General features: G+C 43.3%; 13 protein-coding genes. 7 read left to right on the top strand and 6 right to left on the bottom strand.

Features of this window, described 5'->3' with window-relative positions; genetic code table 11:
• Nucleotides 1-139 precede the first annotated feature (139 nt).
• The 3 genes from ACW6QP_RS01115 (at nt 140) to ACW6QP_RS01125 (ending at nt 2,033) form a co-directional block, all read left to right on the top strand.
• Nucleotides 140-1,369 (top strand): C40 family peptidase, encoded by a 1,230-nt coding sequence (locus ACW6QP_RS01115; RefSeq protein ID WP_457908989.1) that lies wholly within the window; start codon nt 140-142, stop codon nt 1,367-1,369.
• A 120-nt stretch (nt 1,370-1,489) separates the two neighbouring features.
• Nucleotides 1,490-1,717 (top strand): hypothetical protein, encoded by a 228-nt coding sequence (locus ACW6QP_RS01120; RefSeq protein ID WP_457908990.1) that lies wholly within the window; start codon nt 1,490-1,492, stop codon nt 1,715-1,717.
• A 7-nt stretch (nt 1,718-1,724) separates the two neighbouring features.
• Nucleotides 1,725-2,033, top strand: coding sequence for a type II toxin-antitoxin system RelE/ParE family toxin (locus tag ACW6QP_RS01125; RefSeq protein ID WP_457908991.1), 309 nt, complete (start codon nt 1,725-1,727; stop codon nt 2,031-2,033).
• Nucleotides 2,034-2,091: 58 nt separating this feature from the next.
• Here the strand turns inward: ACW6QP_RS01125 and ACW6QP_RS01130 are convergent, their stop codons facing one another.
• The 6 genes from ACW6QP_RS01130 to ACW6QP_RS01155 all read right to left on the bottom strand — a co-directional run bounded on the left by ACW6QP_RS01130 (nt 2,092) and on the right by ACW6QP_RS01155 (nt 10,967).
• A complete protein-coding gene (locus tag ACW6QP_RS01130) occupies nt 2,092-2,214 on the bottom strand; it encodes a hypothetical protein (RefSeq protein ID WP_457908992.1) in 123 nt (40 codons plus the stop codon).
• A 169-nt stretch (nt 2,215-2,383) separates the two neighbouring features.
• Nucleotides 2,384-6,169, bottom strand: coding sequence for a phosphodiester glycosidase family protein (locus tag ACW6QP_RS01135; protein WP_457908993.1), 3,786 nt, complete (start codon nt 6,167-6,169; stop codon nt 2,384-2,386).
• 18 nt (nt 6,170-6,187) lie between these two features.
• Entirely contained in the window at nt 6,188-6,649 is a 462-nt protein-coding gene (locus ACW6QP_RS01140) for a peptidoglycan recognition protein family protein (protein ID WP_457908994.1), read from the bottom strand.
• A gap of 142 nt (nt 6,650-6,791) precedes the next feature.
• Nucleotides 6,792-7,730 (bottom strand): N-acetylmuramoyl-L-alanine amidase, encoded by a 939-nt coding sequence (locus ACW6QP_RS01145; protein WP_457908995.1) that lies wholly within the window; start codon nt 7,728-7,730, stop codon nt 6,792-6,794.
• 16 nt (nt 7,731-7,746) lie between these two features.
• Nucleotides 7,747-9,687: a glucosamine-6-phosphate deaminase gene (gene nagB, locus ACW6QP_RS01150; RefSeq protein ID WP_457909413.1), complete on the bottom strand. Its 1,941-nt coding sequence runs from the start codon at nt 9,685-9,687 to the stop codon at nt 7,747-7,749.
• An 8-nt stretch (nt 9,688-9,695) separates the two neighbouring features.
• On the bottom strand, nt 9,696-10,967 hold the full coding sequence (locus tag ACW6QP_RS01155; protein ID WP_457908996.1) for an ROK family transcriptional regulator: 1,272 nt from the start codon (nt 10,965-10,967) through the stop codon (nt 9,696-9,698).
• Nucleotides 10,968-11,162: 195 nt separating this feature from the next.
• On the opposite strand from ACW6QP_RS01155, the gene ACW6QP_RS01160 reads away from it, so the two are divergent.
• From ACW6QP_RS01160 to dusB, 4 genes are all read left to right on the top strand, one after another.
• Nucleotides 11,163-12,320, top strand: coding sequence for an acyltransferase family protein (locus ACW6QP_RS01160; protein WP_457908997.1), 1,158 nt, complete (start codon nt 11,163-11,165; stop codon nt 12,318-12,320).
• 15 nt (nt 12,321-12,335) lie between these two features.
• Nucleotides 12,336-15,278: a glycoside hydrolase family 3 N-terminal domain-containing protein gene (locus ACW6QP_RS01165; protein WP_457908998.1), complete on the top strand. Its 2,943-nt coding sequence runs from the start codon at nt 12,336-12,338 to the stop codon at nt 15,276-15,278.
• Between the two features lie 97 nt (nt 15,279-15,375).
• On the top strand, nt 15,376-17,784 hold the full coding sequence (locus tag ACW6QP_RS01170; RefSeq protein WP_457908999.1) for a TonB-dependent receptor domain-containing protein: 2,409 nt from the start codon (nt 15,376-15,378) through the stop codon (nt 17,782-17,784).
• A 198-nt stretch (nt 17,785-17,982) separates the two neighbouring features.
• Nucleotides 17,983-18,975 (top strand): tRNA dihydrouridine synthase DusB, encoded by a 993-nt coding sequence (dusB, locus tag ACW6QP_RS01175; protein WP_457909000.1) that lies wholly within the window; start codon nt 17,983-17,985, stop codon nt 18,973-18,975.
• The last annotated feature ends 160 nt before the right edge of the window (nt 18,976-19,135 follow it).

The following is a 19,135-nucleotide window of genomic DNA, read 5'->3' on the forward strand; positions in this document are numbered from 1 at the left end:
TATTTATGAAAAGGCGATCAGAACATTAAACTATAAAGGTCTTGAAATAGTGAGTTAAACAAAACCTGCAAGGTTTTCAAAACCTTGTAGGTCTAAACCCAAACTATGTAGGTCTAACACAAAATAAATTGATTAGAAAATGAAATTGCTAAAACAAACTTACCTGCCATTTATAATGCTTTTCTTTCTTTTCGCAGCCTGTGAGGAAAATCAGGAACGAGAGGAGGAAAATCCGTTAGAGACTCAAATTGCTGAGGTGAAGAAAGAATACGCCCCCGATGGCCGGGTAGCCTTATTCGACGTGCGGGCCGAAAAGCAGGGCGAAACCTATGTGCTAAGAGGAGAATCGAACGATCCTGAAGCCGTTCAAAAGCTTCAGCAGGAGCTTGAAGCTGAAAATATCAAATTCCGGGACAGCATTAAAGTTTTGCCAGATTCAGAAACTTTGGAAAACAAGGTGAGGGGAGTGGTAAAGATTTCCGTAGCTAATATACGCGATGAACCCAAACACTCTGCACAGCTGGTGACTCAGGCCACTTTAGGAATGCCGCTAAAGGTTTATAAAAAGAAAGACGGCTGGTATTATGTGCAAACCCCAGAGGGCTACCTGGGCTGGGTAGATTACGGCGGACTCCAGAATATGACCGAAGACGAACTTAACACCTGGAAAGCAACTGAAAAATTGATTTTCCTGGAAACCTCGGGATTTTCGTATCAGGAGCCAAACCGGAACTCTCAACGGGTATCAGACCTGGTTGCCGGGAACGTTTTAGAGCTTGTAGGGCGACAGGGCAATTATTATGAAGTAAAATACCCCAGCGGCAAAAAAGCCTTCGTAGAAACAGCTTATTCGCAGCCTTATGAAGAATGGCTGGGGAACCTGGAGCCTACTGAAGAAGATTTAATCGCCACCGGAAAGGAATTGATGGGTGCGCCCTACCTCTGGGGGGGAACTTCTACCAAGGGAGTGGATTGCAGCGGCTTTACCAAAACGGTTTTCTTTTTAAACGGAATGGTTTTGCCCCGCGATGCTTCGCAGCAAATTCATACCGGGGAAGAGGTGGATACCGAAAAGAACTTCGAAAATCTTGAAAAAGGCGATTTGCTTTTCTTCGGAAGACCCGCCACCGATTCTACTTCAGAAAGGGTGATTCACGTGGGGATGTGGATTGGCGATAATAAATTCATTCATTCGATGGGCGAGGTGCACATAAGCAACTTTGACCGGGAAGCCGAAGATTTCGATGAATACAATTACAACCGATATTTACGCACTAAAAGGGTTTTTAACAAGGAAGATCAAGGCCTTATTTATCTTAAAAATTCAGACCTGTTTAGCCTTCCTGAAACCGAAGAGGTGAAAATGTAAGTGGTTAGAAATATTATTTTAAATCATCCTCCTTAATCTTTTAATTATGGAGGATGATTAATTTTGGAAAATACTTAATTTCATCCTACAGGTCGTATATTTACTGTAAATAAACCAGTTATGGATTTAAAGAGCCGAAAATTAAAAATTATTGACTACCTCATTCATCTTAATGATGAAAACGTGGTAAAGGAGATCGAATCCATTCTATATAACGAATTTGATGCAGAGGAATTCAGGAAATTTTCTAAGGAAGAATTAATTAAAAGAACTCAAAAATCTGAGAAGGATATAGAAGCCGGTAGAGTTATTTCACAGGAGGATGTAGAGAGGAAATTTAATATGTAATGCGTTAATGGAAATTTTTTGGACTGATTTCGCTATTCAAAACCTAAAGGAGATTATAGATTATCATAATAAAGTAGCTGGTCCATCAGTTTCAATTAAAATCCAAACGGATATTTTTACTGCTGTAAAGCATTTAATTAAAAATCCCGAAATGGGAGTAATCGAACCTTATTTAAAAGGTTTCCCGGTTATTTATCGATACATATTAAGCAAAAACTATAAAATAATTTATAGGATAGAAAATCGAAAAATCTTTATCACTGATATATTTGATACGAGACAGAACCCTAATAAAATATCAAGATCAGAACAATAAATACGAGTACAGTTTATTTAAAAGGAATTTTATTAGACTTTCAGTTTGTGAAACATTATTAATTCCATTCCTCAAAGCTTTCATCCTCAAAAACATCATCTATAAGCAGGGCATCATCATTATTTTCAGCCATTTCCCTTAATTTTTCTTCCCAATTTTCTCTTCCAAAACTAGCTTTCATAAAATGAATGGTTTAAATTTTAGATTATTGCAATAAGTAATTTACTGAATTTCAGTAAACTTAAGAGCTGAAATTTATGAAAAAAAGAGCTACAGGGATCTACCAACCTCTCGACTGCGCTCGAGGTGACAATTCCTCCCGACTGCGCTAGGGTGACATTGGAAATTAATTATTTGTCTTCTTTCTTAAACATATAATAGCCACCGCCCTGGTCCCAGCTGCAAAAAATTAAGCTGTCTCCATTAGGCGAGACTCCAATCCCCCGTGGTTCTGCTCCATTGACTTCTGGAAGTTCCAGAGTCCACATTTGTTTGGCGATTTCGTCGCGAAAATGAAAGCTGGAAGGGGAGACCCCGCTTGAACGCACTGCTGCATACAGGGAATTTCCAACTACCTGGATTGCACTGCTTCCGGCATTGATACTGCTAATATCTTTTTCTTTGATATAGTTAATCCCGTCTTCGCTGCTATACACCTGGATTCGGGGGCTACCTGGATCGGGGAAATATAATTTCTTCCCATCAGGGCTCATATCGAAAGTCCTGGAAAGGTTTCGGCCTTCGAGTTTCAACTGGCGAAGGAGTTCAAAACCACTTCCATTTTGCTGCAAAACATAATTTGGATCTTCGGCAAACAATGACATCGCATAGATTTCTCCATTTTCGGAAGCCCGGGGAGCGGTGATGGCGCGGGCGCCATCAGGGGCTTCCCAAACAGCAATTCCCTTTCCGGTATTTGCATCGATTTTGATCAATCTTCGGTTAATTCCCGCCAGAATATTTCCGTCATTATCTACTCCAATTCCGTTTACGGGATTGAGTTTGTAGGTTTCCCCATCGATTTCCACCGTAGTTAATGGCGAAAATGATGCATCTTCTCCTTCGGAAGTTTTGATAATAAGTCCGCGGTTGTAATCGGCCAGCCAAATCTTTCCTTCTTTATCCCATTCTGCGCCATAGCCAGCCCCTTCTGCTATTTTGCCTGAAAATTTATAAGCCGGAGCGGGGACTTCCACCAAATCATCCAACTCCTCATCAGATTTTACCAACTGAAGTCTTTTTACCTCAGAAGCGCTAAAGTGTTTACCATCATTGGCAAGAACACGATGAAAAAAGGCCTGTTTTTCGCCGATCTCGCTTTCTGGCATTTTAGAATACCATTCGGCTTCGGTCATTTTCAGATTTTGCTTTCGCCCGGTTTTTTTGGTCAATACCAGCTCCTGAAATGCTGCATCTTTTGCCACCTGGTACACATAAGTCACAAAATCTCCTTCGGGGTCTTCAGCTTTTGTCCATTCAAATTCCATTAAAGCTTCAATATTTCTCACGCCATAAGTGTTTTGAGATTTATGCGAATTGATTTCAGGCGTCTTAGGGGGCTTATTTCCTTCTGAATAGATTTGGGTGCGTAAAACATTGTTTGGGCCTTCCAAACTAGCGTAAACCGCTCCCGCAGCCAGTAAATCCCGCAGTTCTTCGCTAAGCCTAACCTGGGTTCTGAATTTTGAGTTTTTAAGGTCTTTTTTCTGAATGCTGATTTTTGTGATTTCCAGCCCGCTTTCTCCATTTCTACCCCGATAAAGCACTAGCCGTTCAGGCTGGCCGGGAAAATTGAAATAATCGATTTCCAGCATCAATTCCTCTTTTTCAATCCTGGCTCTTAAATGTCCCAAACCTTTGCTCTTATTTTCAGAAGAATTCAAGCCGCTAAAGAATCCGCTGAATTTTTCAGCCGAATTAATATCCCGGCGAAGCATATAGCCATTTACCCCGAACATCGCTGTCGGCAAACGGGTTTGGTCCAACAGCGGCATTTCTGATGCTTTTTCTTTTTTAATATCGTAGGTGCTGTAAACTATGCTATCACTTTCCTTAAAAATATCCATTATCGTGATGCTGTTCACCGGTGCCTTATCAATATCCAGCCAACTTCTGGCCCCCGAGCCGGCAGCCCCGGTGTTTAAAAGTTCCAGTTTTCCTTTACGGCCGGGATAATAGGCGTGTTGGTGCCCGCTTATGTAGGTATGCACCCGGTACTTTTCAAGTAAAGCCTGTAGCTTTTTAGGATCTTCCAGAACATTGCCTTTAGAATCCCGTTCCTGGGCCACGCTGTAAAGCGGCATATGGCCCATCACGAACCTGTATTTTGCATTTTTTGCTGCAGGAGTAGAAAACTGCTCTTCCAGCCATTTTAGATTTTCATCTGTAATCACCGGCGAGGAAGCCTCCCAGGAAACGATAAAAATCTCATTTTGCAAGAAGGAATAATAATTTGGAAACTGACTGTCATCTACAAATTCCAAACCGGGTTTATTCCTATTTTCTCTCCAGAATTTTCTCGCGAAATCGTGCTCTACAGGGTAGGAGCGGGGCCCATCGTGGTTTCCCAGGGTAAAGGCAAAAGGAATCCCGGCATTTTTCAAGGGCGCTGCAATATGTTCATTAAATCCGTCCCACATTTTCGCCAGTCGTTCCACATCAGAAATTCCCATCCCGGCAACCATATCGCCTCCGCAAATCACCAAATCGGGTTGCCAGAAACGCGGCAAGCGATTAATGATACTATCTACCTGCCATTCATAATTGGCTGCGCCAAGACCTGAATTTAAGTCTGAAATCACTGCTATTCTTACATCTCCTCTCTTCGGAAGTACAGGCTGTTCCCGGGTTTCAACCAGTCTTATGGCATCTACAAGAAATTTTCCTTCAGCAGCACTCATGATTTCCAATTGGTCTTTAGGACCTATTTCAAAATTTCCTAGCACATTCCATTTTCCAAGATTGCTGAAATTCTGCTGGTTGAGAGCAATGGTATCACTTTTCCCGTTTTTATGAAGAATGTAATTTACTTTTGCTGTAATTTCTTCAGGATGCACCGGAAACCAAATCCCTAACTGATATTGCTTTCGCTCGATTCCCTCAAAGCTGTAGACTGCCTTGTTTATCGAGTTTGAGCTGGCCGTTCTGGCCGGGCTTTCTCCGTAAAAATTAACCTGATTGCTGCTTTTCCAGATGCCGGTTTCGGCATAATTTTTAGAATCGGTATCCAAAATAATCACCTGCTTTTCAGAATCCGGTTGAATTTGACTTAGCACCAATGCCCCCGCATTTTTTCTAAGGCTGTTACGGTTTCCTCCGGTAATATCGGCCGGGATATTTACCACCTCATCGGCCGCTACCATAGCCGAAGAGCCGCCACCATCAAGATTCAGGGCTTCTTTGGCGCCAATCTGGAGCATTAACCGGCCCAGTTCAGGAAGGGTCACGCCGGCGCTGGCATCCTGCCTACCGTCTACCAGCATCATAAGCAGGGTGTTATTATCTTTATAGCCAATCGCCGTTCTGGGATGACGTATTAAATGACTGCCTCCAAACGCCTCTTCCTTGCTGCTTACACGAAGTTTTCCGTTTTTTACTAAAACCGGGCCTCCGCCAACCGCCTGACTTACCTCCCATTTTTCCGAAGCCGAATTTATATCCGGAAACTCAAATTTATAGGGTACTCCCTCTTCTATTCCTGAATTTGCCCAAACGATTTGCGGCTGGCCGCGATGCATTCCAAAAGCACCTCTGGTAATCTCTTCTGAAGGCCCCGGAGCGATGGTCTCGCCATCTTCAACGATAAGGCTTACCGATGAAGTTGCCGCAAAATAGCCTCCGTTTATAGCTAAAATCCCCTGGGATTTCTCGTAGGTTTCTTTGGTGGTTTCCCGTATGCTGTTGCTGCCAATAGAGCGCAGCTTGAGATTTTCATCTCTAAGATCGATTTCGGCATACATCGCTCTAATTGGCTTCCCATCGGGCAATTTTCCCCAGGCGCCGAAAACTTGAACCGATTTGGGCAAATTGATATTGAGATCTTCCCGGGGCTGCCAGTCCATTTCTATTTCCTGGGCCTGAAATGAGAGAACGCCAAAAAGGCCTAAAATGAAAAAATAGATTTTAGGAAAATTCATAAGCTATGGTTTTAAATTCTAGTTTTTTGCTCTTAGCAAAGGTAGTTTCGAATACAAATCATCACCCGGGCAACTGGTTTCTGCCTGGTCTTTATGACCGCTAATCGTGTTTCTGGGAATATTATATTCTGAAGAGAGAAACGATATCAATTGTTGTAAACTCTGCCATTGCTCAGGCAGCACCATTTCTTTATTAAAATCGCCTTCCAGCACGATTAAAACGTGGCCTTCCAGATCGTAGTCGGTATTGGAGTCGCCCTGAAAATTGATATCCCGACCTTCGGCTATTTCTCCACTGCTCGCGATATAAAAATGGTAGGGCACATCTGGCCAGGCTTTTTTAATGCTGCCATCGGCCATAGGGGAATCATTCTGGGAAAATTTTTGCAGGGCCTGTAATTTGGCTTCGGTGCTCAAATTAGGTTTTTGAGGCATTCCTGTGTGGTGTATGGTAAAAAACTGCGGCTTATGTAAATTCATTTCGCCTTTGGGAGGTTTTGCATTCCAGTCTGCGCGGGATAACCAAGCTAATTCACTTTCGGAAACTTGTGATTGTGCAGCAGCAAAACTTAGAAAGAACGAAAAAAAAACAATAAAACCGATTCTGAACATAGAGCCGCAGTTAGAGGTATTTTTGTTGTAAATGGTAAAGTATTTTTATCTCATTTTGAGTTAAGGGCAAATCTGTATTCTCCTGAATAAAATGCAGCTTAAAGGCCTTCCTGGCCGCTTCAGGATTGGAAATATCAAATCCTATGGTTTTAAGAGCAAGGTTTATATTGAAATTATTCGGAATCATTTCAGGGAAAACCAGCACATCCAGCAAAGGTATTCTTTGCGCCAGGCCTTGAGCCGGGAAATGTTTTAGTCGGTTTGGCGGGAAAATTTCCCATTCCATTTTTAGTTCATTCACTTCAGCTTCATCATACCACAGTCCAAAGCCTTCTTCAGCCAGTCTTTCCCACGGAAAAGTTTTATTAGGATCTACCTTTCGGCTGGGAGCAATGTCTGAATGCCCGATGAAATTTTTTGCGGGGATTTTATAATCTTCCTTCAGAATTTTTAATACCCCGATCAAACTGGCGATTTGAGCTTCAGAGAATTCCTCGAAACCATTGTTGTCGAGTTCAATTCCTATAGAAGAGGAGTTGAGATCGGTATTATTCCCCCACTGGCCAATTCCGCCGTGCCAGGCCCTGAAATAATCGTTGAGCATATGATACACCTCCCCATCGCGCCCAATCACATAATGTGAACTCACATTGGTTCTGGGCAGGGTAAAGGTTCTTAAAGTTTGCGCTACCGAATCCTGCGCGGTGTGGTGAATTACCACGTAGTTGGGTTTGCGCAGATTAAAATTAGTAGTTCCCACCCGGTACTCGCCATATTTGAGTGCGGATTCATTATGCTTTTCCGGGAGAGGGAACTTGCTTAATTGCTTTGCATAGGCCTTTGCCTGTTTTTTATGTTCTCTATTGGTTTTGGAATATGGATTGGAGGCACAGCTTGCCAAAACCAACATAAGAATGAGAATATTTAAAAAGGCAGCAGCTTTTTTCATCGCAATTGCTTAAAAATTAGAATTTCCAACGAACAAAGGCTTCCATAGCCTCATAATTCGCTAAACCAAGTTTATCATAGGCTTCAGCGGTTTCCCGGTTGCGTTCTTCGGCGCGAACCCAGAATTCTCTTTCGTCATCGCCGGGGAAAACAGGCCTGTCTTTTTGAGATTGATGCTGAAAAATCGCTTTTCTTTTGCGCTTCACCTCTTGCGGCGAAAGCGGTACGGCCATTTCTATTTCGTGGATCTGGAATTCCTGCCAGGCGCCACGATACATCCAAAGCCAGCAGTCTTTGGTCCATTCTGCGGTTTCCCGAAGGCGGGTAAGGGCTTCAAGTATAATTCTGAAACATACGATATGCGTCCCGTGGGGGTCGGCAAAATCACCTGCGGCAAAGACCTGGTGAGGTTTTATTTGCTGCAGCAATTGCATGGTCAATTCCACATCTTTCTCGGTCACCGGATTTTTCACCTTTTTCCCGGTTTCATAAAATGGCAGGGCCATAAAATGAATATTTTCGTCTTCCAGGCCTGCATATCGCGCTCCGGCAATAGCTTCCGATTTCCGAATAAATCCTTTTACATTCTGAATTTCGGGCAGGTCTATATCGTTAGGTTGTTTCTCCTCGAAGAAGTTGCGCATTTTTTCATAGGTTTCTTCCAGCTCCCTGGTGTCTTCACCCTGGCTTCGGTTAAAATCTATGGCAAATTCAACATACCGCAACACATCGGTATCCCAAACCGCGGTATTTCCCGAGGTTTGATAAGCTACATGCACATCATGCCCCTGGTCTACCAGTCGAATAAAAGTTCCTCCCATAGAAATCACATCATCATCGGGATGTGGAGAGAAGATAAGCGATCGTTTTTGCGGCGGATCTTTTCTTTCGGGCCGCTGGGAATCATCGGCATTAGGCTTTCCACCCGGCCAGCCGGTGATGCTGTGTTGCAATTGATTGAACACATCGATATTGATATTATAAGCCGGGCCGAAATCGGTTGCCAGCTGCGCCATTCCGTGGTTATTGTAATCTTCGTCGGTGAGTTTCAGAATGGGTTTATTTACTTCAGAAGAAAGCCAGATCACCGCTTTTTTAATAAGTTGTTTATCCCAAACGCAGTCTTTTACCAGCCAGGGCGTGTCGAACCTGGTCAATTCAGAAGCGGCATCTTCATCGAGGATAAACTCAACATTATCTGAAAGCTGTAAATAAGTAGCGGGAACATTTCCTGAAATTTCACCTTCTACGGCCTTTTTGATGATCGGGGCTTTTTTACGGCTCCAGGCCATAAGCACGATTTCCCGGGCTTTAAAAATAGTCCCGATTCCCATCGTGATCGCCTTGGTGGGCACGTTTTCTTTTCCACCAAAATCACGGGAAGCATCGCGTCTTGTAAGATCATCCAGGGTTACCAGCCTGGTACCCGAGTTAGGAGCTGATCCCGGCTCGTTAAATCCAATATGCCCGGTTCGTCCAATTCCCAGTACCTGCAAGTCTAACCCGCCAACTTCTTCAATCTTATTTTCATACTGAAGACAGTATTCGGCGATTTCTTCCTTTTCGAGAGTTCCGTCTGGAATATGAATATTTTCGCGTTGAATGTCTATATGCTCGAATAAATTTTCATCCATAAAGCGTACGTAGCTTTGTTTGGCTTCGGGCTGCATGGGGTAATACTCATCCAGGTTAAAGGTGATCACATTTTTAAAGCTCAGGCCCTCTTCTTTGTGAAGCCTTACCAACTCTTCATATACTCCAACGGGCGTTGCACCCGTAGCCAGGCCAAGCACGGCGTATTCTGCGCTTTCCTGTTTTTTCCTGATGATTTTGGCAATGCGGGCGGCTACCTTTTTGGAGGCAATATCCTCGTTAGGGTAAACGCTTACCGGAAGTTTTTCAAAACGGGTTTCTTCCAAGAGATTTAATCGGGCCATAGGTGAAAATTGTTCTGTAATCTTGTTATTTAACTTATGTATGATTTTACCAAACTTACCTGGTCTTTAAATATTTCGTCCATCACCGCAATAGTACCTCCATACAGGCTGGAATTAGAGCCTAGCTGTGAAAGTTCAATATTGGTGCGTTCTTTAAGCTGCATCATACAATAGGTGTTCATCGCCTGTTGTATGGGGGTTGTAATAAATTGTTTGGCATCGGCAATTTTTCCTTCCAGGATAATGAGCTCGGGGTTGAAAATCTGGATTAGAATCGCTATTCCCTTACCGAGTTTCATTCCTATATCAGACAATACATTTATCGCGAACTGGTCGCCTTTATTGGCGGCTTCGATGATTACCTCGGGTTCAAGTTTCTCGAGTTCATCATTCAATAAATTGTTGAGAATGGAGGTTTGTCCGGCTTTAAGTCCTTCTTTGGCTTTTCTCACCAAAGCCAATCCTGAAGCCTCGGTTTCCAGGCAACCGCGTTTTCCGCAGTGGCATAATAAACCCTCTTCAGCAAAAGGGATATGACCAAACTCACCTGCAAAACCCGACTCCCCCGAGTGCATTCTACCGCCCATTATGATACCAAGGCCAATACCCCAGTCCATAGAGATTACCAATACATTGCTCTTTCTGCGGGCCAATCCGAAACGGAACTCGGCCAGGCAGGCACTTTTGGCATCGTTAAGAATCACTACGGGTTTTTTGAATTTCTTCTGAAATTTCTCTTTTAGAGATTCGGGTTCCTGCTCGGTGAGATAATAAGTAAAGTTTTTTCCGGCTTCAGCCGAAACCAGCCCGGGCATACTAATGCCAACTCCCAAAATTTGCTCGACATCCAAATCGGCGTTTTTGATGAGTTTTACAGACCAGTCATAAAGGGTGTCTACTATATTGGAATCGGGGGAGATGGAACTTTGCATCACCTCCTCCTTTATAATAGTATGATTATTATCGATTATGGCCAATTTTATCCTGAAGCGTTCAATATGAATGCTCAGCACAAAAAATGAATGCTCCTGCAGGCCGTAAAGATCGGGTTTGCGACCACCTTCCGACTTGCCGCGCCCGTTTTTACTCACTATTCCGTCTTCTATTAGCTGGTTTAGTAAAGACATAGAAGTGGGAAGACTTACATTAAACCTGCTGCAAATCTCGGCATTGGAAGTATCGCCATTAAGAAATAGATGTTTAACTATTTTTAATTTTTGAAGAAATTTTTTGCGTTCTACATTGCTGCTTTCGGCAATTTTTTCTTCATTTATTAAGAATTCGTTTAAATCCTTGGTCATTGTGTGGTGTAATTTGGTTAGGCTGCCAAAATAAAATCTTTTTTAAAATAAGCCGCTAAAACAAGTTTAAAAGTAGATAAAAAAAATAATCTGGAAAATACTTTTTCTATTTTTTTATAAAAGATTGATTATTTAGACAAAATTTATACTTTTATGCGGAAGAAATAAAAAGGGAATTTTAAAAGCCTTCCTTATATGTCCCGGGAAATTACACTGCCGCCCACAGCCAGGGCGAAAAAATCTCAGCGCTATTTTGCTCTCGATGTCTTGCGGGGCCTCACTGTTGCCCTTATGATTCTGGTAAATAACCCCGGTAGCTGGGGTCATATTTACGCCCCTTTTCGCCACGCCGCCTGGCACGGCTTCACCCCAACCGACTGGGTTTTCCCTTCCTTCCTATTTGTTATTGGCAATGCGATGAGCTTCAGTTTAAAGAAGTATGAACAAAGTTCTGAGGCGGTATTCCTTCAGAAAGTTTTTAAACGCTCGGCTTTAATTTTCCTTATTGGCCTGTTTATGAGTGCCTTTCCTTTTGTGTACAGAGAGGGAGGAGACCTGGCTTTAAAAGATCTCAGTCAAATGCGAATAATGGGGGTGCTGCAGCGCATTGCCCTTTGTTATTTATTTGCCTCCTTAATTATTCACTATCTGAAATTAAAATGGTCGGTGGTGACGGGCGTTCTAATCTTACTGGCTTATTGGTGGATAATGTGGTTTTTTGGCGATGCTCCAGATCCTTTTGGGCTAAAGACCAACGCCGCGCTTAAATTTGATTCTTTAGTATTGCCCGACGAAAATCTTTGGAAAGGCTTCGGGTTCCCCTTTGATCCCGAAGGAATCTTGAGCACTTTGCCGGCCATAGTAAATGTGATTTTTGGTTATGCTGCCGGGATTTTTATTCAGAAATCTGGAATTAATATGGGAACTATCCTGAAACTATTGGCGGCCGGCATAGTATTTCTGGGCCTGGCGCTGGTTTGGGATCTTTGGTTCCCTATTAATAAAGGAATTTGGAGCAGCAGCTTTGTGGTTTACAGCACCGGGTGGACCTTAATCGTGCTGGCTATTCTTATTTGGGTAACCGAAATCCTGAATTTTAAGAAATGGACTGGCTTTTTTGAAGCCTTTGGAAAAAACCCTTTGTTTATCTTCGTAATCTCAGGCTTGCTGGCGATGTTGCTCAATGTGATTTACCTCAATGGGCAGGCGATGAAAACCTGGATGTATCAAAATTTTTACCTGCAATGGTTTAGTGATCACAAGGCTTCGCTTTTATTTGCGTTAAGTTATTTGTTGCTAATGTGGTTACTGGGCTACTGGTTACATAAAAAAAGAATATATATTAAAGTATAAATTATCCGAAATCCAATGAATTTTAAGACCCCACTCCTGCTGCTTTGTGTTTTTTCATTTCTTGCCGGTTCCCTGTATGCCCAGGATCAAAAACCTCCATTTTTGGAATATCAGAATTCAAAATGGGTAGATTCTGTAATACAAAGTTTGAGTCCAGATGAGCGTATTGCTCAACTTATTATGGTAGCCGCCTATTCCAATCGCGGAGCCGATCACAAAAAAGAAATTCTGAAGCTCATAAAAGATCAGAAAATAGGCGGGGTGATCTTCTTTCAGGGCGATGCCAAAACCCAGGTAGAATTGATGAACGATTATCAATTAGCTTCTGAAGTTCCTTTGCTTGGCGCCATAGACGCCGAATGGGGTCTCGGGATGAGATTAAAAAACACCATTAGCTATCCTTATCAAATGGCCCTGGGTGCGATCCAGGATGATAAATTGATCTATGAACTGGGGCAGGAGGTAGCCCGCCAGATTAAAAGAAGCGGACTCCATGTAAATTTTGCGCCGGTAGTAGATGTAAATAATAATGCCAATAATCCCGTGATCAATTACAGGTCTTTTGGGGAAGATATGGAAAATGTTTCGCGAAAAGGCATAGCTTATATGCAGGGAATGCAGGATGCTAATTTGCTAACCACAGCCAAGCATTTTCCCGGGCACGGCGACACCGATACCGATTCGCATTACGCCCTTCCGCAAATAAATCACGCCTTTTCCAGGCTGGATTCCCTGGAGCTGCATCCCTTTAAGAAAATTATCGACACCGGAATTGGCGGGGTGATGGTAGCGCATTTAAATATCCCGGCTTTTGATTCTACCGGGGTCCCATCTACCTTGTCAAAACCCATCATCACCGGGATTCTAAAAGAACGCCTTGGTTTTGAAGGTTTGATCGTAACCGATGCGATGAATATGAAAGGGGTGACCACCGGCAATGAACCCGGAGTGGTCGACAAAAAAGCCATTCTTGCGGGGAATGATTTACTGGAATTTACTGAAGATGTGCCTCGTGCCATTAGCGAAATTCGCAAAGCTATAGACCAGGGACTTATTAGCCAGGCTGAAGTAGACCGACGGGTGAGAAAGATCCTGGCCGTTAAACAATGGGTTGGATTAGATGCATACGAAGAAATTCCAACCCGTGATATAAATGACGAGATAAACACGCCTAAAGCCGAATGGTTAAACCGTAAACTGGTGGAAGCCTCGCTTACGCTGCTGAAAAATGAGAACGACCTGCTACCCATAAAGGAATTAAAGGATGTAAAGATCGCTTCGGTTTCACTGGGCACCGATAAAAAGACCACTTTTCAAAAAGGTTTGGATTTGTATACCAAGGTGAAGCATTTTCAGCTGAAAATGGATGCAGGAGCCTCGCAGGTAAGCGAACTTCAGGAGAAATTACAGGATTATGACCTGGTGATTTTAGCGGTGCACGATGACAGCCGCTTTCCAAGAAATAATAACAAGTATTCCAAAGCTATTCAGCAGTTTATAAAATCTCGCGCGGCAGAAGAAAGTTCGATCATCACTTTTTTCAAAAATCCGTATTCGCTGGATAAATTCGAAGGAATCGAAAATGCCCCGGCTTTACTATTGACTTACCAGGATTCTGAAACTACCCAGGAAGTGGCGGCCCAGCTCATTTTTGGTGGCGGTGGCGCCGGTGGTAGACTGCCCATTAGCGTGGGTGAAAAATTTAAAGTGGGCGATGGCCTTGACCTGAACGATGGATTAAGGTTTAAATATACCCTGCCCGAAGATGCCGGGATGGATTCTGAAATCCTTATCAATGGCGTGGATTCTTTAATGAATGAGGCGATGGAGGCAAAGGCCATTCCCGGCGGTCAGATTCTGGTGGCCCGGCGGGGAAAGGTGGTAATGCATAAGGCTTATGGCTTTCACGATTACAGCGATACGATTCGCGTAAAAAAAAATGACCTTTACGACCTGGCTTCGGTGACCAAAATTTCAACTTCTATGGCAGCTTTGATGAAGTTGCACGAGGAAGGAAAATTTAGTGTAGACCATACTTTAGCCGATTATTTGCCTTCTTTCAGAAGATCGAACAAGGCCGATATTCCCTTATACGATATCCTTACACACCAGGGCCGGCTTAAGCCCTGGATTCCTTTTTGGCGCGATTTGCGAAGAAAGAATGAGAGCTATAAATGGTTTACGATAAAATCTGATTCTTCGGCGCGATACCCTATAAAAATCGCCGAAGATATGTACCTGCATCGCAATTACCCCGATAAGATTGTGAAGGAGATAAGAAACTCTCCCCTGGAAGCCGAAAAGAAATACAAATACTCCGATTTCTTCTTTATCCTGGCACCGCGTGTGGTAGAAAGTAGGATAGAAGGTGATTTTGCCGGATATTTGCAGGAGAATTTTTATGAGTCGCTGGGAGCAAGTTCCCTGGGATTCAACCCATTTAAAAGATACCACGCTAATGAAATCGTGCCTACAGAGCACGATTATTTATTTAGAAGAGAACCCATTCACGGTACGGTGCACGATGAAGGAGCTATTATGATGGGCGGAGTTTCGGGGCACGCCGGGCTTTTTGGCAATGCTAATGACCTGGCGAAATTACTTCAAATGTACCTGAATATGGGTGAATATGGCGGTAAACGCTATTTGAAAGAAGAAACCCTAAATGAATTCACCAAAACTCAATTTCCTGAAAATGGCAACCATCGCGCTCTGGGCTTTGACAAACCATACCTGGAGTACAGTGGCGAGAGCAGCAACACTGCAAAAGACGCCAGTAAGGCCAGTTTTGGGCATACCGGTTTTACCGGCATTATGGTGTGGATGGATCCCGAAGAAGACCTTTTATATCTTTTTCTTTCCAATAGAGTGCTGCCCACCAGAGAAAATACGCGGCTTTATAAGCTCAACACCCGCACCAATATTCAGCAGGTTTTATATGATGCCATTATAGATTAGGACTTTAAATTTTTAGGAATAGATTTGCCAATTTTGGTTGAAGGTTTTGAGGAAATCTTATATTTGACAGAATTTTCTTTAAAAGCCATTCTATTTTATGAGTAAAAGCTACTATTTCTTTTCGCTTACCCTACTTTTCTTAATTTCAAATTCTTTATATGCACAACATCGGGTTTCGGGGATATTGGTTGCTGAAAATCAGGAGACTGTGGCCTTTGCCACGGTGATGTTGCTGAATGCCCAGGACTCGGTTTCGGTATATAAGGGTACGGTTTCAGATGAAAAAGGTAAGTTTCAATTTGAAGAAATAGCCGCCGACACCTATTTGCTTAAAACCAGTTTTGTAGGTTTTGAGCCATTGCTTCAAAAAATAGAGGTGAAAGGAAACCGGGATTTGGGTTCCCTGCAAATGCGGGAGGCTTCAAATAATCTGGATGAGGTTACCATAAATGCCCGCAAACCCAAAATCACCCGCAGCATAGACCGCATTACTTTCGACGTTGAAAACTCTACACTTTCCACAGGGAATTCCTGGCAAATCCTGCAGCAGGCTCCCGGGGTTATTATGAGCCAGGGCGAACTAAGTGTACGAAATTCCAGCGTGACCGTATATATTAATGACAGAAAAGTGCAACTCACTTCGAATGAGCTGCAAAACCTGCTGGAAAGTTATTCCGCAGAAAATATTAAATCGGTTGAGGTGATTCATAATCCGCCGGCCCGTTATGAGGCCGAGGGCGGGGCAATTATAAATATCAATACCAGCAAAAGCCTTACTCCCGGCTATAAGGGGAGTCTCGAAGGAAATTTCACCCAGGGCATAGTGCCTAAATATCAACTGGGAACCAGTCATTACTGGAAAGGAGAAAAGCTAAATCTATTCGCAAACTACACCTTTAACCCCCGCAAGGAGATTAAGCGGGACGATAGCTATATTAATTTTATAGCTCCATCAAATATGGGCAATCCGCGCTGGGATACCGATTTTCAGCGAATCACCCGAAGCCAGGCACATAACGCCAACCTGATTTTAGATTATGATTTTGATGAAAAAAATCGCCTTAGTTTTTCAACTAATTTAATGCATTCTCCTAACCAGACTTTCGATAACTCCCAGCGCACCGATGTGACTAGTATGGGCAATGAGCCTTATTCCTGGTTTGAAAGTATCAGCGACGTAAATACCGATGAAACCAACCTGGCGATGGACCTTACCTATACCCATAATTTTGAAAACGGAGGGGAGTTATCGCTGAATTCGCATTACACGAATTTCAGGCAGGAAAGAGACCAGGGCGTTAGCACAGATTATTTCCAGGGGAATGGGGATCTTTTTCAACAAATCGAATTTGGCACCGATGCCTTGCAAAAAATTGATATTATCACCTCGCAGGCCGATTATTCCACTTTGTTTGGAGAGACTAATTTTGAAACCGGGCTGCGGTATTCCCATATTTATTCCCTTAGCGCTATCAATTTTCTTAATGCCGAAGATATTGAAGATCTGTACGAGAGATTATCTGATGCCTTTCGCTATCGGGAGCATATTTACGCGGGATATGTAAGCCTTTCTCACGATTGGGAAAAATGGAGTGTGCAGGCGGGACTTCGTGGGGAATACACCGATTTATTCGGAAAAACCGTTTTTACCACCGACACCAACAGCCAAAAATATTTTGAACTCTTCCCAACGGGCTACCTGGAATACAGGCTTAATGATAATCATAGTTTAAGCGTGGATTACAGCCGAAGAATTGACCGGCCACGGTACCAGAGTTTAAATCCGTTTCGTTATTTTCTTAATGAAAACGATTTTAATGCCGGAAACCCTAACCTGAGAGCCGCGATTAGCAATAATTACAATTTCACCTATTCGTTGCTGGGGCAATATTTTATAGATGTTTTTTATAAGGATTTCGGCGAATCACCGGCCAGTATCGCTTTTCAGAATAACCAACGCCGGTTTTTGCGAAGAGTGCAAATGAATTTGCTGGAAAATAAATCTTACGGAATAAGCCTTACTCACGGTCGCAGCCTTACTCCCTGGTGGTATGGGCAGGTATATGCCTCCTGGTTTCACGACGAGAACAGGTTTGAGGCTTTAGAAAGCGAAGCCTATTCGGCGACCAACGAGATCGATGCTGTTTTTGCGCAAATTTACAATGCCTTTACGCTTTCCAAAGACGGCACATTTTCAGGAAATCTCACCTTTTTATATGTTTCAGACTATATGAGCGGTTCCTATACTTTCGATCCTTTTTCCACCCTCAGCATCGGGTTGCGCAAGAGTTTATGGGATAACCGGGCCGTTTTGAGCTTAAATGTGAACGATATTTTCAACAACACCAACACCAGGTTAACCTCCCAGTATCTCAATCAGGATAATTCCTTTTTTGCCAGGGAGGAGACCCGATATATTCAAATCGGGTTTAAATATAACTTCGGAAACTTCCGACTAAAAGACAATCAGCGTAACATAAACGCCGCCGAGAGGGATAGACTGTAAAGGCCGGCCCCCTTCCCGAAAGCTTTCGGGACCCAATGGGGGAACTTCTGCTTCAATAAGACTAAAAAATTCTATTTACGGCAGTTTTCATGATTAAGGGCTGTAAGTTTAAACTGAAACCACTTTATTTCAATACTTTAATTCCCCCTTTGGGGGCTAAGGGGGCTTTTTGTATTTTTGCCCCCCAAATAAACCAATGTGGCTAAAATAGGAAACATAGATGTAGGAGACTTCCCGTTGCTGTTGGCACCGATGGAAGATGTGAGCGACCCGCCTTTTCGCGCTTTGTGCAAGGAGCAGGGTGCCGATGTGGTTTATACCGAATTCATTTCTTCGGAAGGCCTTATTCGGGATGCCGCCAAAAGCGTGATGAAACTCGATATTTACGAGAAAGAGCGCCCCGTGGGTATTCAGATTTTTGGCGCCGATTTGGATTCGATGCTGCAATCGGTCGAAATTGTTGAAAAATCCAATCCTGATATTATTGATATCAATTTTGGATGCCCCGTTAAAAAGGTGGTGTGCAAAGGAGCCGGAGCCGGAATTCTGAAAGATATTGACAAGATGGTTTCCCTTACCGAAGCTATGGTGAAACACACCAAACTGCCGGTAACCGTGAAAACCAGGTTGGGTTGGGATAAGGATTCCATTCGCATTGTAGAAGTAGCTGAAAGACTGCAGGATGTTGGCTGCCAGGCCATCTCTATTCACGGGAGAACCCGCGTGCAAATGTACAAAGGCGAAGCCGACTGGGCTCCGATTGCCGAGGTAAAGAACAATCCGCGAATGCATATTCCCGTTTTTGGAAACGGAGATGTAGACACTCCCGAGCGCGCTGTAGAAATGCGCGATAAATTCGGCTTGGATGGAGCTATGATAGGCAGGGCCAGTATAGGCTATCCCTGGTTTTTTAAGGAAGTGAAGCATTACTTTAAAACCGGCGAACATCTGGCCCCACCTTCAATGCAGGAGCGGGTAGACGCCGCCAGGAGGCATCTTCAAATGGCCATAGACTGGAAAGGTGAAAAATTAGGCGTATTTGAAACCCGCCGGCATTATACCAATTATTTCAAGGGGATTCCGCATTTTAAGGAATACCGTATGAAAATGGTTACCAGCGATGATGCAGTAGATGTTTTTGCTGCTTTTGATGAGGTAGAAGAGAAATTCGCCGACTTCCAATTCGCATAAAAATATCTGATTAGAATTAAGAATAGCTCCTCCCCTTATTTCAAGGGGAGGTAGCCGCAGGCCGGAGGGGTTTTTAGTTAATGATGAGCATTTAGCTCCAAATGTAACCACCCCTTTCTTCAGCTATGCTGAATTCATTCCCCTCCTTGGAAAGGAGGGG

This window comes from Salegentibacter haimaensis, assembly GCF_054121495.1.